This window comes from Blastococcus sp. CT_GayMR16 (genome assembly GCF_004570875.1).
In the GTDB taxonomy this organism is placed as follows: domain Bacteria; phylum Actinomycetota; class Actinomycetes; order Mycobacteriales; family Geodermatophilaceae; genus Blastococcus_B.
This window is the reverse complement of sequence record NZ_SPQK01000001.1, coordinates 440,165-464,800: the sequence shown is the minus strand read 5'-3', so window position 1 is coordinate 464,800 and position 24,636 is coordinate 440,165. Positions and strand designations below refer to the sequence as shown.

Sequence of the window (24,636 nt, the reverse complement as noted above, 5' to 3'; positions counted from 1 at the left end):
CGGACGGCGGGAGGCCGGGTGAATCTGGAGAAGGTGGTCTTCGGCTTCTTCGTCGTGCTCGCTGCGACGTTGAACTTCGGCTTCTTCATCGGCGACATCGACAACCCCGACCTGCACAACCCCTACGAGCTGTTCGCCGCGGTCGTCGTCAACCTCATCGCGACGGTGCTGAAGTTCGGCGACCGCACGCAGATCGGGGCGGTGCACCTCGCCACGAGCCTGGTCGCCGACCTCCAGCTCATCGGCGCCACGCTGATGTTCGGCTACGCGACGTACGTCAGCACCGCGGGCATGACCGATGCCTGGACGGCGAGCGTCGTGTCGCTGTCGGGAGGCGCGCTGCTGGCCAACATCGTCTCCGTCGTGCTGCTCGTCGTGGAGACGGTCTCGTTCCACCGCGGGTGATCGGAGTCCCTCATGGGCAACCCCCTGCTCGCCTTCTGGAAGAACATCTTCGAGCACGACGACGCCGACCGTCGGATCCGCCGGGCGACGTTCCGCGTGGCCGCCCACTCGGCCGCCCAGGCCTCGGCCACGGTCTTCCTGATCCTGCGGCGCATGCGGGTGCCGCTGATCGTGCTGATCGTCATCTTCTCCGTCAGCGTCCTCGGCTTGACGGTGATCCCCGGTCAGGACGCCGAGGGCAATCCCCTGCGGATGGGCTTCTTCGACGCCTTCTACGTCATGAGCTATACCGCGACGACGATCGGCTTCGGCGAGATCCCGTATCCGTTCACCTACAACCAGCGGATGTGGGTGACCATCTCGATCTACCTGACGGTGATCGGCTGGGCCTACGCCATCGGGTCCCTGCTGGCCCTGCTCCAGGACCGCGCCTTCCGGTCCGCCCTCGCCCTGCAGCACTTCAGCCGCAAGGTGTCCCGGCTGCGCGAGCCGTTCCTGCTGATCGCCGGCTACGGGCGGACGGGTGAGCTGCTGGGGCACTCGTTCGACGCGCTCGGCCGGCGGTTCGTCGTCCTCGACCGGAACTCCGAGCGGATCGACGGCCTGGAACTGGACTCCTACCACGCCGACGTGCCGGGCCTGGCCGCCGATGCCCGCGACCCCGGTCATCTGGCCGTCGCCGGGCTGGGGCACTCCTCGTGCGAGGCGGTCGTCGCCCTCACCGACGACGAGGAGGCGAACCTCGCCATCGTCATGGCCGCGGCGCTGCTGCGTCCCGACCTCCCGGTGATCGCCCGCGTCACCTCGCGGGCGATCGCGGAGCGGATGCAGGCGTTCGGCAGCCCGGCCACCGTCAACCCGTTCGACCGTTTCGGCGACCACCTGCGGTTGGCCCTGCGGGCACCGGCCTCCTACCAGCTGATGACCTGGCTGGAGAGCGGGCCGGGGGCGGCGCTCCCCGACCGCGGCTCGCCGCCGCGCAGCGGCCGCTGGATCGTCTGCGGCTACGGCCGGCTCGGGCGCGAGCTCACGAAGGACCTGCGTGCCGAAGGCCTCGAGGTCACCGTCATCGAGTCGCACACCACGGACGTCGAGAACGCCGACCTGCTGGTGGGGGACGGCTCGGATCCCTGGGTGCTGGCCCAGGCGGACCTGGATCGCGCGGTCGGGCTGGTCGCCGGCACGGACAACGACACGACCAACCTCTCGCTGGTGGCCGCCGCGCGCCGCAGCAACCCGGGCCTGTTCCTCGCGGCCCGGCAGAACCACGCGGCCAGTGCGCCGCTGTTCACCGCGATGGAGGTCGACGCCCTGCTCGTGCCCACCGAGATGGTGGCGCACGAGGTCTACGCGCAGCTGTCCACGCCGTTGCTCTGGCGGTTCCTGCGGGAGATGCCGGCGATGGGCGACGAGTGGGCCGCGGCCATCGTCGACCGCCTCAAGGGACTGTGCGGCGCGCATCTGCAGACGCTCTGGAAGGTGCGGCTCACCCCGCAGGAGGCGCCGGCGCTCGGATCCTGGCTGGCGTCGGGGGAGGCGCGCCTGGGCCGGATCCTGCGCAATCCGGAGGACCGCGAGGAGCCCCTGCACGCCATCGTGCTGCTCGTCCTGCGCGGTCACGAGGCGATGCTCGCGCCGGACGACGACGACTTCGTGCTGGAAGCCGGGGACGAGCTGCTCCTGGCCGGCTGGGCCGCCGCGCGGCGTGCGCTCGACACCATCCTCCTGGTGGACGGCGTCCTCGAGTACGTCGTCACCGGCCGCCGCGTGCCGTCGAGCTGGATCTGGCGGAAGCTGAGCCCGGCCGTGAAATCAGGCGCGCTCTCGGATGCCCCAGGCCCCGGCCGGGCTTAGCCTTTCCCCGTGGCCGACGAGGAGCTGCAGGACCTGGTGCGGCGCCGGCTCTGGGAGCTTGCGCGCACGCCGGACGAGGCGTCCCGCCTGTCACGGTGGGTCGTGCCCCCGGAGACGATCGAGCGGATGGCGCGCATCGGTGGCCGGAGTTTCATCAGCGAGGGACTGGCCGAGTTCCTGGCGCACGCGCTCGGCGTCCCGGAGAACCGGGTCCGCCGGGCGGCCGGACTGCCGCAGGTCGAGGACCCCCGCGAGGACATCGCGACCGGCCCGCACCTGCGGCTCGTCCGGGACGACGACGCGACCTGAGGCCCTGGTACGGCGAAGCGGCCCCGTCCTGATGGACGGGACCGCTTCGGTGCCACGTGTGCGCCATCCGTCCCGCCGGAGCGACGGGAGGGGTCAGGCGGGGGCGGTCTCCGGCTGGCGGTCCTGCGGCTCGGCGCCCTCGGGGGTGGCGTCGCCGGCGATCTCGTCGGCGTCCTTCTGGTTGAACTCCTCGATCCACTGCCGGACGAGCTCCTCGCCGTGGGCGGTGTCCTCCGGCTCCAGCTCGCGCTTCTGCCAGGTCAGCTCGAGGCGCAGCCCGTTGGGGTCGAAGAAGTAGATCGACTGCCAGATGCCCTCGTGATCGATGACCCCGAGGACGGAGATGCCGTTCTCCTCCAGGCGCGCCTTCCAGGAGAGCAGCTCCTCGTAGGTCTCCACGTTGAACGCGAAGTGCCGGATCCAGCTCGGCACTCCGTCGCTGCGGCCTGCGAACTGCTCCCCGGCGATGTCGAAGAAGGCCATGCAGGAGCCGTCCTCGAGGGCGAAGAAGGTGTGCAGGAAAGGCGTCTCGTCGCCGGTCGACGGCACCCGCTCCTCACGCACCGCGGACTTCAGCTTGAAGCCCATCACCTTCGTGTAGAAGCGGTAGGTCTCGGCCGTGTTGTTCGTCGGCATGGCGATGTGGTTCAGGGACGTCGCAGGCTTGAGCATGGGCCTGTCCTCTCGCGACAGCGTTCTCTGATGGGAGGGATGGGTCTCTGTAGAGTAGGCCAGATCACACCCCCGAGGCCATGGCCGCCGGAGCGAGGTCGTGGCGCAGGAGCCAGTCGTGCAGCAGCCCCAGGGCCTCGTCCTGCAGCTCCGGCTGGCCGTTGAAGTAGTGGTCCGCTCCCTCGATCGGGATCAGTTCCCTGTTCTCCGGCCGAGCGGCCTCGTACATGGCGAGCGCGTGGGCGGGGAACGCGGCCCCGTCCGCCGTCCCGTACATGACGAGGACCGGCGTCGAGACCCGCGGCAGGTGCACGACCGCGTCGCAGTTGCTGTCCTCGAGGCTCCACTGGCTCAGCCACGACCGCAGGCTGGTCTGGTGGCCCAGTGACGCGGGCAGCAGGTTCGCCTTCTGCGGATCGCCCCACAGCGACCCGGCCGCGCGGTCGCTCGGCTCGATGCTGAGATCGAGGAAGCGGGGGTCGGCGCAGGTGCCGTGCACGAGGAACGGCATGTCGTCGGGCCGGGTGTCGTCCTCGGCGAGCCAGGCCAGCCGCTCGCGCACCCACGCGGTGATCCGGGCGTTGCGTTCCACCTGTGCGGCCCGGTAGCGCGCCAGGAACTCGGCCGAGTACGGCGGGCCGTTGCGCTCGTCGAACATGTCGAGGTCGGGATCGCGGGTGAACGGGTCGGCCTCGTCGAGGAGGGCCGGATCCATCCACTCGGTGTAGACGCCGGCGCGACCCGGGTGGGCCATCATCGCCACCACCGCGTCCGCCGGGGGGAGGTCCGCCTGGGTGAGGTCGGGCCCGTCTCCCGCCGGCGTGGCCGTGATCGTCGGCGACTCGGCCTGGCTCTGGTAGAGCGCCGACAGCCCCCCGCCGCCGGAGTTGCCGCCGAGCACGACCTTCTCGAACCCGAGCGAGCGCAGGTGACCGATCGCCGCCGCGACGTCCAGGACGCAGTTCTCCATGAGCAGCGCGGAGTCGTTGCCGACGTACCGGGTCGCCAGTCCGGCCGCGGCCACCCCGCGGGCGGCCAGTCCCGGCAGCGCGTAGTGCCCGAGGAAGTTCGAGGTCGGGTGCACGAACAGGACGACGGTCGTCGTCGGGGTCGCCGGGCGGTGCAGGGTGCACCAGATCTTTCCGGACTTGCGGGCGACGCCGGAGTAGATGTCCAACCGGCCGCCCGTGTACATCCGGATCCCGAGCAGTTCGGGGGCGGGCAGGTCGGTGCGTGCCGACTCGGTCATGAGCGCCTCTCCTCGGCGATCGCACCGGTGCGATCGCGGCGGCCGGAGGAAACCACGGAAGCCGGATAGTATGCAATCCTGCGCTGCGTGCGCATCTGGCATCAGTCGATGACCGAACTCGACCGCTTCCCCGTCTACCGTGCGGCGCTGCAGGAGCACGTCGACCGCGTGGCCGGCCCCGACACCGAGGTGGTGCTCCACGGGGTGGCTCCCGGCACCTACGGCGCCGCGGCCCCGGCGCACGTCCTGGTCTACCCCGCGCTGTTCCACCAGGCCCTGTCGCCGGTGCTCCCGCTGTTCCGCCAGGCGGAGGAGGAGGGGTACGACGCGATCGCCATAAGCTCCTACAGCGAGCCCTTCCTGCGGGAGGCCCGCTCGATGCTCGACATCCCGGTCGCGTCGATGGCCGAGAGCACGCTGCTGCTGGGCTGCTCGGTGGCGCGGCTGAGCGGGCTGGTGACGATCTCCGCGGAGGTGGCGTGGATGGCGCGCCGCATCGTCGCCTCGCACGACCTCCAGAATCGGGTGGCGGGCGTCTGGACGATCGACCCTCCGCTCACCGAGGAGCAGCTCTCCCGCGCGTTCGCCGAGCCCGACGTCGTCCTGACCGCCGTCCGCCGCGCGGTGGACGAGGCGATCGCGGCCGGTGCGGACGTGATCATCCCGGCCGAGGGCGTGATCGCCGAGCTCCTCGTTGCCCAGGGGGTGACCGAGATCGACGGCGTCTGCGTCATGGACTCCATCGGCGCCGTCGTCCTGCACGCCCAGATGCTCGCGACGCTGCGCACCCGCACCGGCCTGCACCCCGGCCGCCGGTGGCACTTCCCGAAGCCCCCCATCGAGTTGCTCCGGCAGCTCGATGAGGGGAGGACGGGCGCGCCGACCGTAGGCTGAACGGCCGCGGTCAACCGAGTCAGTCAAGGAGAACGTTCGTGGGACTTGCGTCCGACCTGGCCTACGAGGCGTTGCTCGCCGACATCCTCGCCGGCACGATCCCGCCCGGCGACCGGATCCGCGAGGAGGAGGTCGCCGAGCGGGTCGGCACCAGCCGTACTCCCGTGCGCGAGGCACTCCGCCGGCTGCACGCCGAGGGACTGGTCGACCTCCCCCCGCACCGCGGAGCGATCGTCCAGCCGGCGATGTACGAGCTCGACGAGCTGTTCGACATCCGCGCCCTCCTGGAGGGATACGGCGCCGAGCGCGCCGCCGCCCGCCGCACCGACGAGCACCTGGCCGCGCTGGTCGAGGTCTGCGACCGGATGGAGGCCGTCGTCGCCGCCGGGACCGATGTCGCGGAGCTGACCCCGCTGAACATGGCCTTCCACCGGGAGGTCCAGGTCGCCGCCGGCACCGAGCGGCTGCTCGGCCTGCTGCCCGGGCTGATCGTCAGCCCGCTGGTCCGGGAGATCTTCCGGCACTACACGCCCGCCGAGCTGGCCCGGTCCATGGCGCAGCACCGTGAGGTGATCGACGCGCTGGCCGCCCGGGACGCCGCCTGGGCGCGGTCGGTCATGTGCGCTCACCTGTACGCCGGCCGGGCGGCGCTGCAGCGGCTCCAGCAGGAGGTCGCGGGCCAGGCGCGAGACCGGGGACAGCCGGCCTGAGGCGTCGCCCGCCCGGTCGGCGTGGACACCGCTTCGGGCAAGGTTGTATACAGACTCCGATCTGGTGATCACCCGGCGGCCAACGGGGCCGGCCGGCGCGACGCACCCGGAGGCTGCGATGACCTGGCGGGAGCCGTTCGCGGAACTGGCGGGCACCACCGCCGTCGTCACGGGCGCGGCCCGCGGGATCGGGCTGGCGATCGCGACCGTGCTGCACGAGGTCGGGCTCACAGTGGTGCTCGTCGACCGGGACGCCGACGAACTCGACCGGGCATTGGCGGGGTTCTCCGGCGGCCGGGCGGTGCCGGTGACCGCCGACCTGACGACGGAGGAGGGTCACGACGGCATCGACGCCGCCCTGCGGGAGCAGCCGCCGCTGTCGGTGTGGGTCAACAACGCCGGAACGGTCAGCCACCAGCTCGCCGAGGACGTCGACCAGGCGACGTTCGAGCAGGTCCTGCGCACCAACACCTGGAGCGCGGTGCGCGGCTCGCAGACGGCGTTCCGCCACATGCAGCACGACGGGTCGCGGGCGATCGTCACCATCACCTCGCTCGTCGTCGACAAGACGGTGCGGGAGAGGCTGAGCTACGCGGCGTCCAAGGCGGCGCTCACCAGCACCACGCGGTACGCCGCGGCGGAGTGGGGCGCCTCCGGGATCCGGGTCAACGCGGTGTCACCGGGCTACATCGAGACCCGGCTGACCGCCTGGCCCGCCGACGACCCGCGGCAGGTGGCCAAGCAGGAGTCGCTGCGGTCCATCCCGCTCGCCCGGTTCGGCCAGCCGGAGGACATCGCCTCCGCCGTCCTGTTCCTCGCCTCGCCGCTGTCCTCCTACGTGACCGGGGTGACCCTCTTCGTCGACGGCGGCTGGTCGCTGACGTGACCTACGACGTCGTCGTGCTTGGGGCGGGCGGGGCCGGGCTGGCGGCGGCCGTCTCGGCCGCGGAGGACGGGGCGCGGGTCCTGCTGCTCGAGTCCGAGGGCGAGATCGGCGGCTCCATGCTCCAGTCGGCGGGCATGTTCACCGCGGCCGGCACGAGCGTCCAGGCCGCGATGGGCGTCGAGGACTCGGTGGACCGGTTCTTCCAGCACTACATGGACCTCAACCAGTGGCGGCTGCAGCCCGGGTTGATCCGCCGGTTCTGCACGCAGGCGGCACCCGCCCTGGAGTGGCTGCTCGGACTCGGCCTGGACGTGCCTGCGGAGCGGTCGGGGAGTGCGCACCACCCCGGCCTGTGTCGCTCGGGCGTCGAGGACGTCTGGCGCGGCCACGTCCCCCGCGACCAGGGCCAGGGCGTCGTCCACGTGCTCGAGCGCGCCCGCAGGAGGCACGACGTCGACCTCGTGCTGCACACCCGGGTGCACGACCTCCTGGTCGCCGACGGCCGGGTCCGCGGCGTCGTCGCCGACGGCGTGGAGGTGCGGGCCGGGGCGGTCGTGATCGCCACCGGTGGGCTGGCGCAGGCGCCCGAGCTCGTCGCCCGCTGGTTCCCTCCCGCCCTCGCGGCGGGCGACGACCTCTTCGTCACGGCCGGCACCGGGTCGCGCGGGGACCACCTGGCGCTGGGGGAGCAGGCCGGCGCAGACCTCGCCGGCATCGGCTGGGGCCTGCTGGTGGTCACGGCGTACTTCCAGACCCGGCACCACTGGGACGCCGGGTTCCCGCCGCTGTCCCGGGTGTACGTCGACCGGAGCGGTCTGCGGTTCATGGACGAGGACGCCAGCTACGCCGTAGCCGCGGGGATCCTCGACGACCACGGCGGGCAGGCCTGGGCGATCTTCGACGAGGCGGCCCGCCTCGCGCTCCCGCCGGGCTACGCCGACTGGACGCCGGACCGGGTGCTGGCGGAGGTCGCCGGGGGACGGACGGCCCAGGCGGAGGACCTGGCCGCGCTCGCCGGTCGGATCGGCGTGCCCGCCGCGGCGCTGGAGGCGACGCTCGCGCGCTGGAACGTCACGCTGCCGCTCGGGCAGGACCCCGCTTTCGCCCGGTCCGAGAGCCTGCGCGCCAAGGGGGTGACCGAGCCACCGGCACCGATCGCCCGGCCGCCCTTCTACGCCGTCCGGATGCTGCCCGCGCAGCTCGTCGTCACGCACACCGGGCTCCGGATCGACGAGGACGCGCGCGTGCTCGACCGGACCGGCGCAACCGTGCCCGGCCTCTCTGCCGCCGGCGAGGCGGGCGGCGGCGTCCTCGGGCCGCGCTACGTCGGGGGCGGCAACGCCGTGGCCAACGCCCTGACCATGGGCCGGATCGCGGGTCGCACGGCCGCCGCCGACGCCCGTGCAGGTGGGCCGGCGCTCAGCGCGCCGGACGACGCAGCGGCCGGAGCGCCTCGGACAGCCGATGCAGCTCGGTGAGCATCATCGACGCGGCGGCGTCCAGGATCTCGTTGCTGCGGAACTGCCGCTTCTCGTCGAGGAACTGCTCGACCAGCGGGATGGCGACCGTCTCGAACAGCGGCGTCATCTTCAGCGGGAGCACGAACTGCTTGAGGATCTGGACGGCCCGCGCGCCGGCGGCGATGCCGCCGTAGCTCACGAAGCCCAGCGGCTTGTACTGCCACTCGGCGTGCAGGAAGTCGATCGCGTTCTTCAGGGCCGCGCTCGGACCGTGGTTGTACTCGGGGGTCACGAAGACGAACGCGTCCGCCCGGGACACCGTGGCGCTCCAGTCGCGGGTGTGCTGGTGCTGGTAGCGACCGAAGCGCGGCAGTTCCGGCTCGTCGAGGAACGGCAGGGCGACGGCGGCGAGGTCGACCAGCTCGACCTCGAAGTCGCCGTGCTCGACGGCCTTCTCCTGGAACCACTCGGCGACCGGGCGGCCGACCCGGCCGGGCCGGGTGCTCCCGATGACGATCTGCAGAACGGGCTTGGGCACGGGGGACAGCCTCTTCCTCACGGGACGGATGGACGCGACGCCGGGTCGGCCGCGCCCGGGAGTGACATCGGCAGGGTGCACAGCGGTGGCCGGGATGGTGCAGCAGGACGGGACCCGCACGATCGGCGGGCTCCCGACGGACGGGGACGGCGGGGCCCGGCCCCGGGAGTACCCCGAGTGAGAAGGAGTCGGACATGGAGTTCCTCGTGCACACCCAGGTGAACATCCCGCACGGCCTCTACACGCAGGCCGAGATCGACGAGATCTACTCCAAGGAGGCCGAGCGGGGCCGCGAGCTCGGGGATGCCGGCATCATCAAGCGGCTCTGGCGCATCCCCGGCCGGCGTGCCAACTACGGCCTCTGGGAGGCCGCCGACGCCACCGAGCTGCACAAGATCCTCGCGGCGTTGCCGATCTACCCGTTCATCGACGTCGAGGTGATCCCGACGGCGGCGCACCCGAGCGACCCGCTCACGCGCGACCGCGCCTGAGGCGGGAGGGGGAGCCGGCACGGCGGCTCAGATGATCCCGGCGTCGTGCAGCCGGGTCCGGTCAGCGGCGGAAAGGCCCACTAGGCGCCCCCACACGTCGTCGTTGTGCTCGCCGAGCTCTGGCCCGACGCTGCGGACCCGACCGGGCGTCGCGGAGAGCTTCGGCGCGACGTTGTGCATCGGCAGCTCCCCGAAGTCCGGGTGCGGCAGGCGGACGATCGCCTCCCGTGCGGCGAAGTGCGGATCGGCGAGCATGTCGGCCGCCCGGAAGATCCGGCCGGCCGGCACGCCCGCCTCGTGCAGGCGCCCGAGGAGATCGTCGGCGTGCTGGGTCGCGCTCCACGCGGCGATCAGCCCGTCCAGCTCGGCCATCGCCGCACCCCGGGCGCCGTGCGTGGCGTAGCGGGGGTCGTCGGCCAGCTCGGGCTGCGCCATGACGCCGGCCAGCCGGCCGAACACCGAGTCCTGGTTGGCCGCGATCAGGATCAGGTCGCCGTCCGCCGTGGGGTAGACATTGCTCGGGGCCACGTTCGGCAGCGTCGCGCCCGTCCGCTCCCGCTGGTAGCCGGCCACGGCCCACTCGGGGATCAGCGACTCCATCATCGACAGCACCGCCTCGTAGATGGCCGAGTCGACCACCTGGCCACGGCCGGTGCGCGCGCGGGCGTGCAGGGCGACCAGGGTGCCCAGGCACGCGAAGGTCGCCGCGAGCGAGTCGCCGAGGGAGATCCCCGCGCGCACGGGTGCGGCATCGGGCTCGCCCATCACGTACCGGATGCCCCCCATCGCCTCACCGATCGAGCCGAAGCCGGCGCGGGGGGCGTAGGGGCCGGTCTGGCCGTAGCCGGTCACCCGCGTGACGATCAGCCGCGGGTTGATCTCCCACAGCTGCTCGGGCGCCAGGCCCCATCGCTCGAGGGTGCCGGGCCGGAAGTTCTCGACCAGCACGTCGGCGTCGGCGAGCAGCCGCCGGACCAGGTCCTGGCCCTGCGGGTCGCGCAGATTCGCCGTGGCCGACATCTTGTTGCGGGCGACGACCGGCCACCACAGGGACCGGCCGTGCGGCTTCTCCCGCCCCCACTGGCGCATGGGGTCGCCGACCCCAGGATCCTCGATCTTGATCACCTCGGCGCCGAAATCCCCGAGCAGCTGGCCACAGAAGGGGCCGGCGAGCAGCTGTCCCAACTCCACCACGCGGATGTCGGACAGCGGCAGCTCGCCCTGGGTCGCTCGATTCGGCACGTTCCACTCCTCCGGCTTGATTGCATGCAATCTAGCCAGACGGCCGGGCGTAGTGAAGGTGCCGACGCCCACAGCGCTCCCGTTGCCCGCGGCGAGCGGCACTCCCTTGCATGCAATATGGCTCACCAGGCGGGTCTGTTCGGCGTGCAGAACGAGACGGGCCCGCACAGCTAGGGCCGCGTGAGGCGACTCCCGCCTCAGTCGGCCGACGTCAGCTCGAAGATCTCGTAGACCAGCACCTGCTCCGTGCGGATGCCCCGGGCCACTGCCTGGACGCCGTTGAGCCACGCGTAGCGCTCGTCGCCGGTCTCGAACACCGGGGTGGTGAAGATGACGCCGCCGTCGCGCGGCTGCCGGTTGGCTTTGCCCCGGTACGTCATGCCGATCGGTGCCCCGTCGTCGGTCATCAGCATCAGCCGGGCGTCGATGCTGATCGAGCCGTCCGCGTGCTCCATGAGCCAGTCGTGCGACATCTTCCCGTGCGCCCGGGCGGTGACCCGATCGCTGCGCCACTCGCAGTCGAGCACCTCGCCGACGATGCGGATGCCGGCCGGGGTGGCACCGATGCGGGTGTGCTGGTCGATCTGGATCGTCAGGGTGCCCATCGGCACGAGCCGGATGCTCTGCGTCATCCGCCGGGGGTCGGCGCGGGGGCGGTCGGGGCGGGCATCGGGCGCCAGAAGGCGACGTGCGCCCGCAGGGCCAGCTCCCCGTCGGCCATGATCTCCGCGCGCTTGCGCTGGTAGTCCGGATCGGCGTAGAAGGCCGCCCACCCGCGCTCCCGGGCGTCGAAGTCGTCCCACTCGAGCAGGTAGTGCAGCGAGTTGGTGGTTCCCGCGACAACCTCCCACGGCCCGGTCATCCGGAACCCGTGCCGATCGAACGTCGGCCGGCTGCACTCCGTCACGTACCGACGGGTCAGCTCCTGCTTCCCCGGGGCCAGCTCGTAGTGGCGGTACTCGAACACGGACACCGTGACCTCCTTCACTCTTGGACCGATCTTCCATACAGTAGAGACGGCATCTGCTACGCGGAAGGAGTCGGGCTCATGGTGCGCGTTCCGACTCCTGTGCGCCAGGCCACATCTACGGCACTGCTTAGTACACAATGCGCCCGGCCGCCACGGCGGATGCCGAGCGGTGCGGCTCCGGTATCTATCCGGAAACGACGCTCCCGCCAGGGGTTGACCCGGTTGGCGAGGCACCCTAAGTTCCGCCTTCGATGTATACAATCCGGCGTCGCGACGGGCTCATCGCCCCGGGTGCCGCCACCCCTGGGCGACGGCGTCTCCGCGTTCTCCCAGTGTTCATGACCTGCACGACGACGAGCAGGACACGAGAGAGGAACACCAGCGTGCGCAGAGCATTCACCGGACGGAGGGCGGCCGTCGCGGTCGTCGTGCCGCTCCTGTTCGTCGCCGCATGTGGCGGCTCCGACGACAACAGCAGCGGGGGTGGCGGCGGCGACCAGTCCGACGCCGGCCCCTACAAGCTCGGCCTCGTGTACAGCTCGGAGGGCCCGTTCGCGAACAACAGTGCGACGGCCCGGGCCGGCGCCAACTACGCCGTCGAGCTGATCAACGCCGACGGGGGCGTCAACGGCCGCGACCTCGAGCTGGTCGAGGTCGACGCCCGGAACGACCCGCAGAGCCTGGTCACCGCGATCCCGAAGCTGGTCAGCGAGGACGGCGTCTTCGCCATCATCGCCCCGGCCGACAGCGCCGGCTGCGAGATCGCCTGCGCCGCCGCCGCCCAGCTGGAGGTGCCGGCGATCAGCCCCGGCGCCGGCCGCCCGGGAGTCCTCGAGCCCAGCCGTCCCTGGTCGTTCACGCTGGCCCAGCCCGACGCCGCCAACAGCATCCCGGTGCTGAGCGCGGTCGTGAAGCAGGAGGGCATCAAGACCGCCGCGATCATCTACGACGAGGCGAACGCGACCACCAAGGCGCAGAACGACCTCTACACCAAGGTCTTCGAAGACACCGGCGTCGAGGTGGTCTCCACGACCACCTACACCTCCGGTGACCCGAGCTTCACCTCGCAGGTGACGTCGATGGCGGCCGAGACCCCGGACGTCATCGCGCTGGCGGCCGGACCGGCCGACGCCGCGCGGATCGCCGTCGAGGTGCGCACGCAGAATCTCGACTCCCTGCTGATGGGCACCGGGTCGCTGCAGAGCGGTGGCACCGAGTACCTCAACGGCGCCGGCGACGCGGCCGAGGGCACCATCACCGCGGCCCAGTTCAACCCGGACAACCCGGACCAGCCGGCTGCGGACCTGCTGGCGCAGGCGCGGGAGGACAACGACTTCGACGTCGTCCCGCTGAACTTCTCCTACGCCTTCGACATCGTGAACATGATCGCCAACTACCTCGGCGACAACGAGGTCGAGGCCACCGAGGACAGCCTGGCCGACGACCGGCAGGGCCTCCTGGACTACCTGCAGGGCGAGACGCTCGAGGGCATGTCCGGAGACGTCAAGTTCGCCGAGGACGGCACCGGTGACCGCCCGCAGCTGTACGCGGTGGTCACGGACGGAAAGTTCGTCATCCAGGAGGTCGACAGCTGATCGCGGTGCGCGGGGCGGCCTCGAGCGAGGTCGCCCCGCGCAACGTTCGCCCCGTCAGTGCCGACCGGAGGACCCGCGTGCAGCTCACCTCGACCCCTGCGCAGGTGTCGTCGGACGACGTCCAGGAGTTCTTCCTCCAGCGTGGCTGGAGCGACGGCCTCCCGGTCGTCCCCCCGACGCCGGACCGGGTGGCGGCCTTCGTGGCCGCCGTCGGCCGCCGGCCCGGCGACGTGCTCGCCCGGATCCCCGAGCAGGCGCGCGAGGTCACGGTCGAGAAGCTCGCGATCAACGCGGTGATGGCCGGCGCGCGGGCGGAGTACATGGACGTGCTCGTCGCGGCCGTGGTCGCCATGGGCCGGCCCCGCTACAACCTGCACAGCACGACGGTGAGCGGCGCGACGGCACCGCTGCTGATCGTGAGCGGTCCGGTCGTGCAGCGGATCGCGCTGAACAGCCGGTTCAGCCTGTTCGGTCCGGGCCACCACGCCAACGCGACCATCGGCCGGGCGATCCGCTTGCTGCAGCAGAACGTGTGCGGCGGCCGCCCGGGGGTGGTCGACAAGGCCACCTTCGGCCACCCCGGCAAGTACTCGTACTGCATCGCCGAGGACGCCGCCGCCAGCCCGTGGGAGCCGGTGCACGCCGACCGCGGGGTCGACCCGGCCGGCAGCGCCGTCACCGTCTACGCCGGCGAGGCGCCGATCATGGCGCGCAACGACTGGTCCTCCGACGCCGGCCCGGTCCTCGACACCATCGCCGACGCGATGCTGCCCTCCCACTTCACCGGAGGCGGCTGCACGGTGGTCGTCGGCCCTCTGCACGCCGCGGCCATGGCGCGGGCCGGCCTGAGCAGGGCCGACGTCGCCGAGGAGCTGTTCCGCCGTGCGCGGCGCACCCTCACCAGTCTCCGCCGGGCGGGCCGGCTGTCCGGCCCGGTCGGTGCCGACGAGGACACCGTCGAGCGCACCGTCGTCCCGCGGCCGGAGGACATCCTCGTGCTCGTGGCCGGCGGTCACCTCTACGGCTACTCCGCCGTGGTGCCCGCCTGGATCGGTGGGCACGAGTCGATGGCCGTCACCGTTCCGCTGGACCTCGCCACCGCCCCCGACCTCGAGGGCGCCGTGGCCGACCTGACCCATCCCGGCGCCGGCGGTCTGCCGGCATCCCCCACCCCCGGAGAGGCATCGTCATGACCGACATCCTGACCGTCCTGGACCCCACCGCGGACGTCGCCGCTGCCGTGGCCGGGCCGCTCGTCGAGCCGCCCGCGTCGCTGGCCGGCCTGACCATCGGCGTCCTGGACAACGGCAAGTCCAACAGCGACCAGTTCCTGGCGCGCCTGGGTGACAGGCTGGCCCAGCGGGGGGCGACGGTCGCCGACCGCATCCGCAAGCCCGGCGTCGGCAGCCTGGCCCCCGAGGAGCAGGTGGCCCGGCTGGTCGAGGGCAGCGATCTGGTGGTGACCGGGGTCGGGGACTGCGCCGGCTGCTGCTCGTGCTCGGTCCAGGATGCGATCGCGATCGAGCGCCGGGGGGTGCCCGCCGTCCTGATCTGCACCTCGGAGATGGTCACCACCGGCCGGATCGCGGCCACCGCCGCGGGCGTGCCGGAGTACCCGTTCGTCGTGGTGGACCACCCGGTAGCGTCCTGCACCGACGAGGAGCTCGACGGCCGCGTGGACCGCGCGCTGGCACAGATCCTCGAGCGGATCCCCGGCTGATGGCGGACGGCGCACTCAGCGACCGGGTCTGCATCGTCACCGGCGGGGCCCGTGGGCTGGGCAGGGCCTACGCCGGCCGGCTGCACGCCGCCGGTGCGCGCGTCGCCGTCGTCGACGTCGACGAGCCGCGGGCGCGGGAGGTCGCCACGGCCCTCGGGGACGACGACACGGCGCGGGCCTTCGGCTGCGACGTGACCGACGAGTCGGCGGTGGCGGCGATGGTCGAGCAGGTCACCACGACCTGGCCCGGACTGCTCGTCCTGGTCAACAACGCCGGCGGCGCCCTGCTGCCCGCGGCCCCGAGCGAGAGCATCGACCCCGAGAGCGGCTGGGACCGCGTGCTGCGGCTGAACCTCACTGCGCAGTGGCTGTGCGCCCGGGCCGTCCTCCCGCCCATGGCGGCGAGCGGCTACGGCAAGATCATCAACATCGGCTCGGCGATGGTCCCGAAGGGCTGGCCCGCCGGGTTGTCGCCCTACATGGCGGCCAAGGCCGGCGTCGTCGGGCTGACCCGCGCGCTGGCGCGCGAGTGGGGCCCCGCCGGCATCCGGGTCAACGTGATGGCCCCGGGCTACGTCCCGGTGGACACGCCCAAGGTGGTGCACGACCCGGAGGCCGAGCCGCGGCTGCGGGCCCGCATCGCCCAGGAGCAGTGCCTGCCGCGGACGCTGGTTCCCGAGGACCTGTGCGGCCCGCTGGAGTTCCTGGCCTCCGCCGACTCCGACGCCGTGACCGGCCAGGTGCTCACCGTCGACGGTGGATGGGCGATGGCCGCGTGAGCACCGGAATCATCGAGGACGACGGAGGGCGACGCCTGTGCTGATCCAGCAACTGGTCAACGGGGTGCTGCTGGGGACGACGTTCGCGCTCATCGCGCTGAGCTTCAACCTCGTCGTGGGCGCCCTCGACCGGCTGAACTTCGCCCTGGGGGAGACGGCGATGGTCTCGGCCATCTGCGCGGCACTGCTGGTGTCGCAGGCCGACGTCCCGTTCGTCGTGGCCTTCGTGCTCTCGCTGCTGATCGGGGCCGTCGTGGCCGCGCTGACCTACCTGCTGTCGTTCCGCTTCGTCAGCCCGAAGTACCACACGGCGCCCATCCTCAGCAGCCTCGGCGTGGGGCTGGTGATCACGTCGCTGGTCACGCGCACCTTCGGCAGCGACCAGCGGCGCGTGCCGACGGTCCTGGAGGACGTGCGCTTCGAGCTCGGCCCGCTGGTGGTGACCGGCGACCAGCTGATCATCCTGGTGGTCGCGGCCCTGCTCACCGGGCTGCTCTACGTGTTCCTCAACCGGACGACCTGGGGGACGGCGATCCGCGGGGTGTCCGACGACGCCGACACCTCGGGCCTGCTCGGCGTCCCCGTGCAGCGCGTCATCCTGCTGACCTTCGTCCTGTCCGGTGCCCTGGCCGGGGCCTCGGGGCTGCTCACCGGGCTGTCCTTCCACACGGTCAGCCCCTTCACCGGGTTCGAGACGACGCTGACGGCGCTGATGGTCGTCGTCCTGGGCGGGCTCGGGAACATCACCGGCGGCGTCATCGCCGCCCTGCTGATCGGAGTGGTCGAGACGTTGACCGTGGCCTACGTGTCGGCCACCTTCCGGGACCTGCTGGTGTTCATCCTCGTCGCCGTCACCCTCGTGGTGCGGCCGCAGGGACTGTTCACCCGGCAGTCCGGCGTGGCGGCGAGGGTCTGATGGACGCCTACACCGAAGCCGTCGTCATCAAGGTCGGCATCGCGATCCTGCTGGCGCTGGGCTACTGGGTCACCGTCGCCACCGGCAAGTACTCCTTCGGGCACGCCGCCTTCATGAGCATCGGCGCCTACACCGCCTCGATCCTCACGCTGAAGTTCGACCTGCCGCTCGAGCTGGCGATGCTCGTCGGCGGCCTGGCCGGTGCGGTCATCGGTGCGTTCATCGGCTGGATCGCACTGCGGCTGTCGATGCTCTACCTGGCGATCATCACGTTCGCGTTCGCCGAGATCGTGCGGATCCTGCTGGACGGCTGGGACTACGTCGGTGGCGCGACCGGTTTGTTCGGGATGACCGGGACGACGGTCGAGCTGGTCGCCGTCTGCATCGCCGTGGTCGTCGTCTACCTGTTCTTCCTCAGCCGGTCCCGCAAGGGGCTGTCCTACGAGGCCATCCGCGAGGACGAGCAGGCCGCCCGGGCCTGCGGGCTCGGCGTCACGCGCATCTCGGTCGAGGCGTTCGCGGTGTCGGCCGCCATCACCGGCGTGGCCGGGGCGCTCTCGGCGCACGAGACGCTGATCATCACGCCGAACCTCTTCGGGGCGCCCCAGTCGCTGCTGATCATCCTGTTCGTGGTGCTCGGTGGGGTGCAGTACTTCTGGGGCGCGATCGTCGGCGCCGTCGTCCTGACGATGCTGCCGATCTGGTTCGACTTCCTCGAGGACTACTACCAGATCACCTACGGGCTGATGTTCGTCCTGCTGATGATCCTGCGGCCGCAGGGGATCGTCGGTCGCGGCACGGACCGGCGGATCAACCTGGGGTCGCTGCGCGAGCTGGCGACCTCCCGGCGGGGAGGCGGCGGCGATGAGTGACGTGCAGCTACGCGCGAGCGGCATCACCAAGCGGTTCCAGGGGGTGACCGCGCTCGCCGAGGTCACCGTCGAGGTGGAGCGCGGCTCCATCCACGGGGTCGTCGGCCCCAACGGGGCGGGCAAGTCCACGCTGCTCAACATCATGTCCGGGTTCGTCCCGCCGACCGAGGGCACGGTCGAGCTCGAGGGCCGGGACATCACCCGGTTGACCCCGCAGCGGCGGGTGCCGCTGGGGATGACCCGCACCTTCCAGAACCTGCGCCTGTTCGGCGGGCTCACCGTGCGGCAGAACGTGCTGCTCGGCCAGCACAGCCACGCCCGCACCGGTTTCGCCTCCCTGTGGCCGGTGCCGACGGCGAAGGAGCGGCAGCTGCGGCAGGAGGCCGACGCGGCGCTGGAGACCTTCGGGCTCACCGAGCTCAGCCGGCGGCGGGCGGAGACCCTGCCCTACGGGCTGCAGAAGCAGCTGGAGATGGCCCGGGCCGTGGCTGCCCGGCCCTCCCTCCTGCTGATGGACGAGCCGGCCGCGGGCATGACCGCCCAGGAGCGCCGGGCGCTCGTGCCGCGCATCCGGCAGCTCCGTGACGAGGGGGTGACCGTGGTGGTCGTCGAGCACGACATGGACCTGATCTCGCAGATGTGCGACGTGGTCACGGTCCTGAACTTCGGCCGCATGCTGATCGAGGGACCGCCGGACGTGGCCCTGGCCAGCGACGACGTGAGGACGGCCTACCTTGGCGGCTGACACAGGGCCCGCGGCCGTGCCCGCGCTGCAGCTGCGCGGGGTGACCGCGGGCTACGGCCGGATCACCGGCATCGAGAAGGTCGACCTCACCGTCGCCGAGGGCGAGACGGTGGCGCTGCTGGGCGCCAACGGGGCCGGCAAGAGCACGTTCCTCCGTGCCGTCTCCGGGATGATCAGGCCCTGGTCGGGGCGGGTCGTGCTCTACGGCGAGGACGTCACCGGACAGCGGAGCGACCGGCTGGTCCGGGCCGGCATGGCCCACGTGCCCGAGGGACGGCGGATCCTCGCCACCCTCACCGTCGAGGAGAACCTGCGGCTCGGCGCCTTCACCCGCCGCCGGGCCGGGACGGTCGACGAGGACCTCGAATCGGTGCTCACCCGGTTCGAGCGGCTGCGCGACCGCCGGGCGCAGAAGGCGGGCACGCTGTCGGGCGGCGAGCAGCAGATGCTGGCGATCGGACGGGCGTTGATGTCCCGCCCGCGGATCCTGCTGCTGGACGAGCCGTCCCTCGGCCTGTCGCCGCTGCTGATCGGCGAGGTCTTCGACCTGATCAAGAGCCTCGCCGCGGAGGGGCTCACGATCCTGCTGGTCGAGCAGAACGCCCGGCAGGCCCTCGGCGTGGCCGACCGGGGCTACCTGCTCACGACCGGCTCGGTGACCCTGTCCGGCGCGGCCGCCGACCTGCTGGCCGACCCGGGCATCATCGAGAGCTACCTGGGCGGGCGGGGGGCCCGGTCGTGACCGGTCCCTCGGTGGCCTCTTCGGGACGACGCTTCGTGGGCAAGGTCGCCATCGTGACCGGTGCCGGGTCCGGGATGGGCCGGGAGACGGCGCTGGCCTTCGCCCGCGAGGGCGCGGAGGTGGTGGCCGCCGACATCGACCTCCCCGGCGCCGAGCAGACGGCGGCCGCCGCCGAGGGGCTGCCCGGGACCGTGCACGCCGTGCAGACCGACGTCGCCGACGCCGCGTCGGTGCAGGCGATGGTCGACCACGCCGTCTCCGCGTTCGGGCGGCTGGACGTGCTCCACAACAACGCCTACTGGGCCCCGATCGGCCTGTCGGTGACCGACACCGACCTCTACCAGTGGGACCGCACCCTCGCGGTGACCCTGACCGGGGTCTTCCTCGGCTGCCGGGCGGCGATCCCCGCGATGATCGCGTCGGGTGGGGGAGGGGCGATCGTCAACACCGCGTCGGCCGCGGGCGTGGCCTCCTCGCCGCGCTTCGCCGCCTACGTCGCGGCGAAGGGCGGGGTGATCGCCCTGACACGGTCGGTGGCGCTGGACTACGGAGCCCAGGGGATCCGCTGCAACTCGGTCGCCCCTGGCCTGATCGACACCCCGGCGATCGCGCCGGTCCGGGCCGATCCGGAGCGCCTGGCCTGGGTGACCAGCAAGCTCGTCGTCGGCCGCATCGGTCAGCCGGTCGACGTCGCCAACGTCGTGCTCTTCCTGGCCAGTGACGAGGCGAACTTCATGACCGGTGAGTGCGTCGTGGTCGACGGCGGGCGGCTCCTGACATGAGCAGGTCGGTGTCCGAGGGCGTCGCCGTCCCCCTGCACGCGGACTTCGCCGGCGTGGAGTGCCGCCCGGGGGAGTCCCACCTGGTTGACGAGGTCGACCGGTTCGCGCTGGTCAACGTGCTGGCCTTCGGCGGGGCGCCCGACCGGCCGACGCACGTGCCCGCGGAGCTCGCCCGGCTCGGCCCGGTCGTCGTCTGGGAGTCCACCGGCTCCTCGCTGGCGCTGCCGTTCTGGAACACGAACTTCGACGACGACGCCTGGCTGTACCTGGTGCAGGGCAGCGTGCGGATCGAGTTCAAGGAGCCGGAGAGCACGCGGACGTTCGGTCACCAGGTCGGCCGCACGGGTGATCTGCTCAAGTTGCCGCGCGGCGTCGCGCACCGGACGTTCTCCGGCGACGGGAAGCGCCGGATCAGCCTGGAGCTGCTGAGCTCCGACCCCCGCGGCGACGTGCCGCGACGGACCGTGCGGCCGGACGACTCCGGGCGGCTCGGCGAGCTCACGTTCGAGATCGGGACAGACGACGTCGTCGTCCGGTGGCCGGGCGGCGTCCTGCACGAACCGCGGCACTTCTTCGGCCGGGCGCTGCGCGCGCTGGTGTCCCACGATCTCCACCTGTTCCACAACGAGTTCCTGGGTGGCCTGGTCGTGGACGACCACGGCGAGGAGGTCACGGTGAAGGCAGGAGGATCGGTCCAGCGGCTTCCGGGCGGCCAGGTCCAGGACGTCTTCGCCGGCCTGCTCGCGAAGCTGGACTGACCGGCCGGCGCCATTGGCGCCCGACTCCCGCTGCTCTACTGTTCAGAGAGTATTTCCGCTAGCCAGAGATCCACTTCCCTTGAGAGGGGGCGGTCCGTGGCCGACACCGACGCCGGACAGGCAGCCGTGCTGGACGCCGTCCGCCGGGGCATGATCCCGGCGCACATCTACAACGACCGCGAGGTCTTCGAGCTGGAGAAGAAGCGGCTGTTCTCCCGGGCCTGGCTCTTCGTCGGCCACGAGTCGGAGATCCCGCAGGCCGGGGACTACGTCGTCCGCCGCGTTCTCGAGGACTCCTTCATCATCGCCCGCGACGAGGCGGGGGAGGTGCGCGCGCACTTCAACATGTGCCTGCACCGCGGCATGCAGGTCTGCCGGGCCGAGATGGGCAACGCGTCCCACTTCCGCTGCCCGTACCACGGCTGGTCCTACCGCAACGACGGCCGGCTGGTCGGGCTGCCGTTCCACCGGGACGCCTACGGCGGCGAGGCCGGCTTCCCGCGGCAGGGCCAGCGGCTCCTGCCCGCGCCCAGCCTGGCCAGCTACAACGGCCTGATCTTCGTCAGCCTCGACCCGGCGGCGCCCCCGCTGGAGGAGTTCCTCGGGGACTTCCGGTTCTACCTGGACTTCTACACGCAGCAGAGCTCGGGCGGGATCGAGCTGCGGGGTCCCCAGCGGTGGCGGGTCAAGGCGAACTGGAAGATCGGCGCGGAGAACTTCGCCGGCGACATGTACCACACGCCGCAGACCCACACCTCCGTCGTGGAGATCGGGCTGTTCCGCGAGCCGAAGGCCGAGAAGCGCAAGGACGGCTGCACGTACTGGGCGGGCGCCGGCGGCGGAACCACCTACAAGCTGCCGGCGGGCGACTTCGACGAGCGGATGCGCTACGTCGGCTACCCCCAGGAGATGATCGACCGCATCAAGGCCCAGTGGACCCCGGAGCAACAGCGGGTCGTGGGCGAGGACGGCTTCATGATCAGCGCCGCCTCGATCTACCCGAACCTCTCCTTCGTGCACAACTGGCCGAGGGTGGGCGAGTCCGACGACGTCCTGCCGTTCATCTCGATCCGGCAGTGGCAGCCGATCAGCGAGGACGAGACCGAGGTGCTGTCCTGGTTCGCCGTCGACGCGCAGGCCCCCGAGGAGTTCAAGGCGCTCAGCTACAAGGCGTACCTGATGTGCTTCGGGTCGACCGGCATGTTCGAGCAGGACGACGTCGAGAACTGGGTCTCCCTCACCAACACCGCGGCCGGGTCCATGGCGCGCCGGTTGCTGCTCAACAGCCGGATGGGGATGCTGCCCGACGGTTCCGGTGTGGTCCCCGCGCTGACGCCCGACCAGTTCTCCGGTCCGGGCACGGCCTACGTCGGCTACGGCGAGTACAACCAGCGCGAGTTGCTGAATCGCTGGGCCGACGACATGGAACGGCCCGTGCCGGCGACCGGTCCGGCCACCGGCGCGGGTGACGCACCCTCTGCGGTGGCCGCGGCGCCGGACCCTGCGGCACCGGTCGCCGAGGCGGTGGGCCAGGCATGACCTCGATGCACGGCTCGGTGCCCTCGGTCGATTCCCTCTCGGGGCAATCGGTTCTCGGTGGTGGCGCGTCGCGGCTGCGGCGGGCCGGTCCCAGCGTCTCCTTCGGGGACGAGCGCCACCAGACCGCCCACCGCTGGCTTGTCGACGAGGCGTGGCTGCTGGACCTGCAGTCCTACGACGAGTGGCTCGCCCTGCTCACCGACGACATCCACTACCTCATGCCCGTGCGGGTCACGACAGCGCTGGGCGCCGGCTACGACACCTCGCCGGGGATGGCGCACTTCGACGAGGACAAGTACTCCCTGTCCCGCCGGGTGGCCCGCTTCCAGACCGAGCACGCCTGGACCGAGGACCCGCCGTCCCGGCTGCGGCACCACCTGTCCAACGTCCGCACGTTCGCCACCGAGGACGCCGACCATTTGGTCGTGGAGTCGGCCACGCTGCTGTTCCGCAGCCGGGGCGACGTCCGGGAAGGCTCGCTGGTGTCGGCCGGCCGGGAGGATCTGCTCCGCCGCACACCCGAGGGCTGGAAGCTGGCGCGCCGCACGATCCTGGTCGACGACTCCGTCATCCGGATGCAGAACCTGGCGATCTTCCTGTGAGCCTGCACTGGGAGGGCGAGCAGGAGGACGCCGCGGCCGCGCGCCGGGCCGCCGCCGCGCGGGAGGAGCTCCTGGAGCACGCGGTCGGCGAGCCGATCACCGTCGCCAACGAGTTCGCCGAGGTGCGGGTCCGCCGCGTGAACACCCGCAACGGCTCGCGGCTGCTCGTGGAGTCGCCCAAGTCCGGGCAGTGGGTGGCGCTGTGCCCGCTCGAGCTCGAGGCGCTGACCTGGCAGAACACCGCCACGTTCTCCGCGATGGTCGGCAACCCCTTCGGGCCGCTCGTGCCCGACGACGGCGAGACCCCCGCCGCGGACAGCGACCGGTGACCGCACCCGGCGGCTGGCTGGCCGGACGACGAAGTCTGGTCGTGGGCGGCGGCTCCGGCATCGGCCGGGCCGTCGTCGACGCCTTCCGTGCCGAGGGCGCGCAGGTCGCGGTGCTGGAGCGGGACGAGGAGAGGGCCCGCACGCTGGCTGCCGCCCGCCCGGAGGTCCCGGTGACGGTGGGGGACGCGACGACCGGTGCGGACAACCAGCGGGCGGTCGAGGCCGCGGTGGCGGCGTTCGGCGGCCTCGACGTCCTGGTGAACTGCGTAGGGATCTTCGACTTCTACCGCAGCATCACCGACCTGGAGCCCGACGTCCTCGACGCCGCGTTCGACGAGATGTTCCACACCAACGTCAAGAGCCACCTGCACTCGGTGCGCGCCGCGCTTCCGCACCTGCAGAGCTCCGGGCGTGGCGTCGTGCTGCTGACCGAGTCGACCTCGGCCTACTACCCGGGACGCGGTGGCGTCCTGTACCTGGCCAGCAAGTTCGCGGTGCGCGGCCTGGTGACCGCCCTGGCCCACGACCTGGCGCCCGAGGTGCGGGTCAACGGCGTCGCGCCGGGCGGGACCGTCGGCACCGATCTGCGGGGCCCGGCCAGCCTCGGTGCCGCCGACCGGAGCCTGGGTGCGGCTCCCGGGCGGGCCGAGGAGCTGGCGGCGCGGGTGCCGCTCGGGGTGGCGCTGACCGGCGAAGACCACGCCTGGAGCTACGTGTTCCTGGCCTCGGACCGCTCCCGCGGGGTGACCGGGGACGTCGTGCACACCGATGGGGGCGTCGGTGTGTCCGGTGCCCCCCGGAAGCGGTCGTGACCACGACGAGCCTGGCGGAATCGCGGCAGCTGATCGCCGACGCCTGCCGGGTGCTGGCCGCCCGGGGCCTGTCCGACGCGCACCTGGGCCACGTCTCGCTGCGGGTGGACGCCGAGCGGCTGCTGGTGCGATGCCGCGGACCGCAGGAGCGCGGGCTGGCCTGGACGACGGCCGACGACGTCCGGCTCGTCGACCTGGACGGGCAGCCCGGGGCCGAGGGAGAGCTGGACGGGTGGTCGGTCCCGAACGAGCTGCCGCTGCACACCGAGATCCTCCGCACGCGGCCCGACGTCCAGGCCGTCGTGCATGCCCATCCACCGGAGGTGGTCGCGGCCGACCTGGCCGGCGTGGCGATCCGGCCGATCCTGGGCGCCTTCGACATCCCCGGGGCCAAGCTCGCCGCGGGCGGCGTCCCGGTCTACCCGAGCAGCGTGCTGATCCGGGACCGCGTGCGGGCGGCGGAGATGACGGCGGCCCTCGGCGGCCGGCCCGTCGTCCTGCTCCGGGCCCACGGGCTGACCAGTGCCGCTTCCTCGGTGCCCACGGCCGTGCTGCAGGCGGTGTCGGTCGACACCCTCGCCCGCATGTCCCTGACCGTGCTCGGCGCCGGCGGCCGGCTGGTGGACGTCCCGCCCGACGACCTGGCCGAGCTCCCGGACCTCGGACCCGGATTCAACGAGGGGGTCGCATGGCGGCACGAACTCGCGCGCCTGGGCTGAGCCCGGCCCCGGAGGTGGCTTCCGCCGACGTGAACTGGCCGGTCCC

29 protein-coding genes are annotated in these 24,636 nt (G+C 72.1%); 23 read left to right on the top strand and 6 right to left on the bottom strand.

Annotated features, from left to right (window positions below; all coding sequences use genetic code 11):
- Positions 1 to 18 precede the first annotated feature (18 nt).
- The 3 genes from E4P38_RS02410 to E4P38_RS02400 are packed head-to-tail and all read left to right on the top strand — an operon-like array spanning position 19 to position 2,568.
- A complete protein-coding gene (locus E4P38_RS02410) occupies positions 19 to 405 on the top strand; it encodes a DUF6394 family protein (protein ID WP_135130091.1) in 387 nt (128 codons plus the stop codon).
- Positions 406 to 417: 12 nt separating this feature from the next.
- Complete coding sequence (locus E4P38_RS02405) at positions 418 to 2,259, top strand: potassium channel protein (RefSeq protein WP_135130090.1); 1,842 nt, start codon at positions 418 to 420, stop codon at positions 2,257 to 2,259.
- A 9-nt stretch (positions 2,260 to 2,268) separates the two neighbouring features.
- On the top strand, positions 2,269 to 2,568 hold the full coding sequence (locus E4P38_RS02400; RefSeq protein ID WP_135130089.1) for a hypothetical protein: 300 nt from the start codon (positions 2,269 to 2,271) through the stop codon (positions 2,566 to 2,568).
- Between the two features lie 93 nt (positions 2,569 to 2,661).
- Here the strand turns inward: E4P38_RS02400 and E4P38_RS02395 are convergent, their stop codons facing one another.
- Complete coding sequence (locus tag E4P38_RS02395) at positions 2,662 to 3,240, bottom strand: VOC family protein (protein ID WP_135130088.1); 579 nt, start codon at positions 3,238 to 3,240, stop codon at positions 2,662 to 2,664.
- 64 nt (positions 3,241 to 3,304) lie between these two features.
- Positions 3,305 to 4,489 carry an alpha/beta hydrolase gene (locus E4P38_RS02390; RefSeq protein WP_209308887.1) on the bottom strand — a complete coding sequence of 395 codons (1,185 nt, stop codon included), beginning with the start codon at positions 4,487 to 4,489 and terminating at the stop codon, positions 3,305 to 3,307.
- A gap of 108 nt (positions 4,490 to 4,597) precedes the next feature.
- Between E4P38_RS02390 and E4P38_RS02385 the strand changes: the two genes are divergently transcribed.
- From E4P38_RS02385 to E4P38_RS02370, 4 genes are all read left to right on the top strand, one after another.
- Positions 4,598 to 5,383, top strand: a complete 786-nt coding sequence (locus E4P38_RS02385) for an aspartate/glutamate racemase family protein (protein WP_209308886.1) — start codon at positions 4,598 to 4,600, stop codon at positions 5,381 to 5,383.
- A 38-nt stretch (positions 5,384 to 5,421) separates the two neighbouring features.
- Positions 5,422 to 6,093: a GntR family transcriptional regulator gene (locus tag E4P38_RS02380; protein WP_135130086.1), complete on the top strand. Its 672-nt coding sequence runs from the start codon at positions 5,422 to 5,424 to the stop codon at positions 6,091 to 6,093.
- A 118-nt stretch (positions 6,094 to 6,211) separates the two neighbouring features.
- A complete protein-coding gene (locus tag E4P38_RS02375) occupies positions 6,212 to 6,979 on the top strand; it encodes an SDR family oxidoreductase (protein WP_135130085.1) in 768 nt (255 codons plus the stop codon).
- Positions 6,976 to 8,457: an FAD-dependent oxidoreductase gene (locus E4P38_RS02370; RefSeq protein WP_209308885.1), complete on the top strand. Its 1,482-nt coding sequence runs from the start codon at positions 6,976 to 6,978 to the stop codon at positions 8,455 to 8,457. The genes E4P38_RS02375 and E4P38_RS02370 overlap by 4 nt, the downstream gene beginning before the upstream one ends.
- On the opposite strand, the gene E4P38_RS02365 is transcribed toward E4P38_RS02370, so the two are convergent.
- On the bottom strand, positions 8,399 to 8,977 hold the full coding sequence (locus tag E4P38_RS02365; RefSeq protein ID WP_135130084.1) for an NAD(P)H-dependent oxidoreductase: 579 nt from the start codon (positions 8,975 to 8,977) through the stop codon (positions 8,399 to 8,401). The genes E4P38_RS02370 and E4P38_RS02365 overlap by 59 nt on opposite strands.
- A 194-nt stretch (positions 8,978 to 9,171) precedes the next feature.
- Between E4P38_RS02365 and E4P38_RS02360 the strand changes: the two genes are divergently transcribed.
- Complete coding sequence (locus tag E4P38_RS02360) at positions 9,172 to 9,468, top strand: muconolactone Delta-isomerase family protein (protein WP_135130083.1); 297 nt, start codon at positions 9,172 to 9,174, stop codon at positions 9,466 to 9,468.
- Positions 9,469 to 9,495: 27 nt separating this feature from the next.
- Here the strand turns inward: E4P38_RS02360 and E4P38_RS02355 are convergent, their stop codons facing one another.
- The 3 genes from E4P38_RS02355 to E4P38_RS22735 form a co-directional block, all read right to left on the bottom strand.
- Positions 9,496 to 10,710, bottom strand: a complete 1,215-nt coding sequence (locus E4P38_RS02355) for a CoA transferase (RefSeq protein ID WP_135130082.1) — start codon at positions 10,708 to 10,710, stop codon at positions 9,496 to 9,498.
- A 197-nt stretch (positions 10,711 to 10,907) separates the two neighbouring features.
- On the bottom strand, positions 10,908 to 11,342 hold the full coding sequence (locus tag E4P38_RS02350; protein WP_135130081.1) for a DUF3237 domain-containing protein: 435 nt from the start codon (positions 11,340 to 11,342) through the stop codon (positions 10,908 to 10,910).
- On the bottom strand, positions 11,339 to 11,683 hold the full coding sequence (locus E4P38_RS22735) for an NIPSNAP family protein (protein WP_167760410.1): 345 nt from the start codon (positions 11,681 to 11,683) through the stop codon (positions 11,339 to 11,341). The genes E4P38_RS02350 and E4P38_RS22735 overlap by 4 nt, the downstream gene beginning before the upstream one ends.
- Before the next feature lie 380 nt (positions 11,684 to 12,063).
- Between E4P38_RS22735 and E4P38_RS02340 the strand changes: the two genes are divergently transcribed.
- From E4P38_RS02340 to E4P38_RS02270, 15 genes are all read left to right on the top strand, one after another.
- Positions 12,064 to 13,275, top strand: coding sequence for an ABC transporter substrate-binding protein (locus tag E4P38_RS02340; RefSeq protein WP_167760409.1), 1,212 nt, complete (start codon positions 12,064 to 12,066; stop codon positions 13,273 to 13,275).
- A gap of 77 nt (positions 13,276 to 13,352) precedes the next feature.
- Complete coding sequence (locus E4P38_RS02335) at positions 13,353 to 14,468, top strand: hypothetical protein (RefSeq protein WP_135130078.1); 1,116 nt, start codon at positions 13,353 to 13,355, stop codon at positions 14,466 to 14,468.
- Entirely contained in the window at positions 14,465 to 14,995 is a 531-nt protein-coding gene (locus tag E4P38_RS22730; protein ID WP_167760408.1) for a UGSC family (seleno)protein, read from the top strand. Before E4P38_RS02335 ends, E4P38_RS22730 begins: the two co-directional genes overlap by 4 nt.
- The gene (locus E4P38_RS02325; RefSeq protein WP_135130076.1) at positions 14,995 to 15,774 is read left to right on the top strand and encodes an SDR family oxidoreductase; all 780 of its coding nucleotides are present in this window, start codon (positions 14,995 to 14,997) and stop codon (positions 15,772 to 15,774) included. The genes E4P38_RS22730 and E4P38_RS02325 overlap by 1 nt, the downstream gene beginning before the upstream one ends.
- A 37-nt stretch (positions 15,775 to 15,811) precedes the next feature.
- Complete coding sequence (locus E4P38_RS02320; protein WP_167760407.1) at positions 15,812 to 16,690, top strand: branched-chain amino acid ABC transporter permease; 879 nt, start codon at positions 15,812 to 15,814, stop codon at positions 16,688 to 16,690.
- Entirely contained in the window at positions 16,690 to 17,562 is an 873-nt protein-coding gene (locus E4P38_RS02315; RefSeq protein WP_135130074.1) for a branched-chain amino acid ABC transporter permease, read from the top strand. The genes E4P38_RS02320 and E4P38_RS02315 overlap by 1 nt, the downstream gene beginning before the upstream one ends.
- The gene (locus E4P38_RS02310; protein WP_135130073.1) at positions 17,555 to 18,307 is read left to right on the top strand and encodes an ABC transporter ATP-binding protein; all 753 of its coding nucleotides are present in this window, start codon (positions 17,555 to 17,557) and stop codon (positions 18,305 to 18,307) included. The genes E4P38_RS02315 and E4P38_RS02310 overlap by 8 nt, the downstream gene beginning before the upstream one ends.
- A gap of 16 nt (positions 18,308 to 18,323) precedes the next feature.
- Positions 18,324 to 19,049, top strand: a complete 726-nt coding sequence (locus E4P38_RS02305) for an ABC transporter ATP-binding protein (RefSeq protein ID WP_135130152.1) — start codon at positions 18,324 to 18,326, stop codon at positions 19,047 to 19,049.
- A 35-nt stretch (positions 19,050 to 19,084) separates the two neighbouring features.
- Positions 19,085 to 19,831 carry an SDR family NAD(P)-dependent oxidoreductase gene (locus E4P38_RS02300; RefSeq protein ID WP_135130072.1) on the top strand — a complete coding sequence of 249 codons (747 nt, stop codon included), beginning with the start codon at positions 19,085 to 19,087 and terminating at the stop codon, positions 19,829 to 19,831.
- Complete coding sequence (locus E4P38_RS02295; protein WP_135130071.1) at positions 19,828 to 20,589, top strand: cupin domain-containing protein; 762 nt, start codon at positions 19,828 to 19,830, stop codon at positions 20,587 to 20,589. The genes E4P38_RS02300 and E4P38_RS02295 overlap by 4 nt, the downstream gene beginning before the upstream one ends.
- Positions 20,590 to 20,685: 96 nt before the next feature.
- Positions 20,686 to 22,128, top strand: coding sequence for a Rieske 2Fe-2S domain-containing protein (locus tag E4P38_RS02290; RefSeq protein WP_209308884.1), 1,443 nt, complete (start codon positions 20,686 to 20,688; stop codon positions 22,126 to 22,128).
- Positions 22,125 to 22,730: a 3-phenylpropionate/cinnamic acid dioxygenase subunit beta gene (locus tag E4P38_RS02285; protein ID WP_245160734.1), complete on the top strand. Its 606-nt coding sequence runs from the start codon at positions 22,125 to 22,127 to the stop codon at positions 22,728 to 22,730. The genes E4P38_RS02290 and E4P38_RS02285 overlap by 4 nt, the downstream gene beginning before the upstream one ends.
- Positions 22,727 to 23,059, top strand: a complete 333-nt coding sequence (locus E4P38_RS02280; RefSeq protein WP_135130070.1) for a hypothetical protein — start codon at positions 22,727 to 22,729, stop codon at positions 23,057 to 23,059. Before E4P38_RS02285 ends, E4P38_RS02280 begins: the two co-directional genes overlap by 4 nt.
- Positions 23,056 to 23,871: a 3-(cis-5,6-dihydroxycyclohexa-1,3-dien-1-yl)propanoate dehydrogenase gene (hcaB, locus tag E4P38_RS02275; RefSeq protein WP_135130069.1), complete on the top strand. Its 816-nt coding sequence runs from the start codon at positions 23,056 to 23,058 to the stop codon at positions 23,869 to 23,871. The genes E4P38_RS02280 and hcaB overlap by 4 nt, the downstream gene beginning before the upstream one ends.
- On the top strand, positions 23,868 to 24,590 hold the full coding sequence (locus tag E4P38_RS02270; protein WP_135130068.1) for a class II aldolase/adducin family protein: 723 nt from the start codon (positions 23,868 to 23,870) through the stop codon (positions 24,588 to 24,590). The genes hcaB and E4P38_RS02270 overlap by 4 nt, the downstream gene beginning before the upstream one ends.
- Positions 24,591 to 24,636 lie beyond the last annotated feature (46 nt).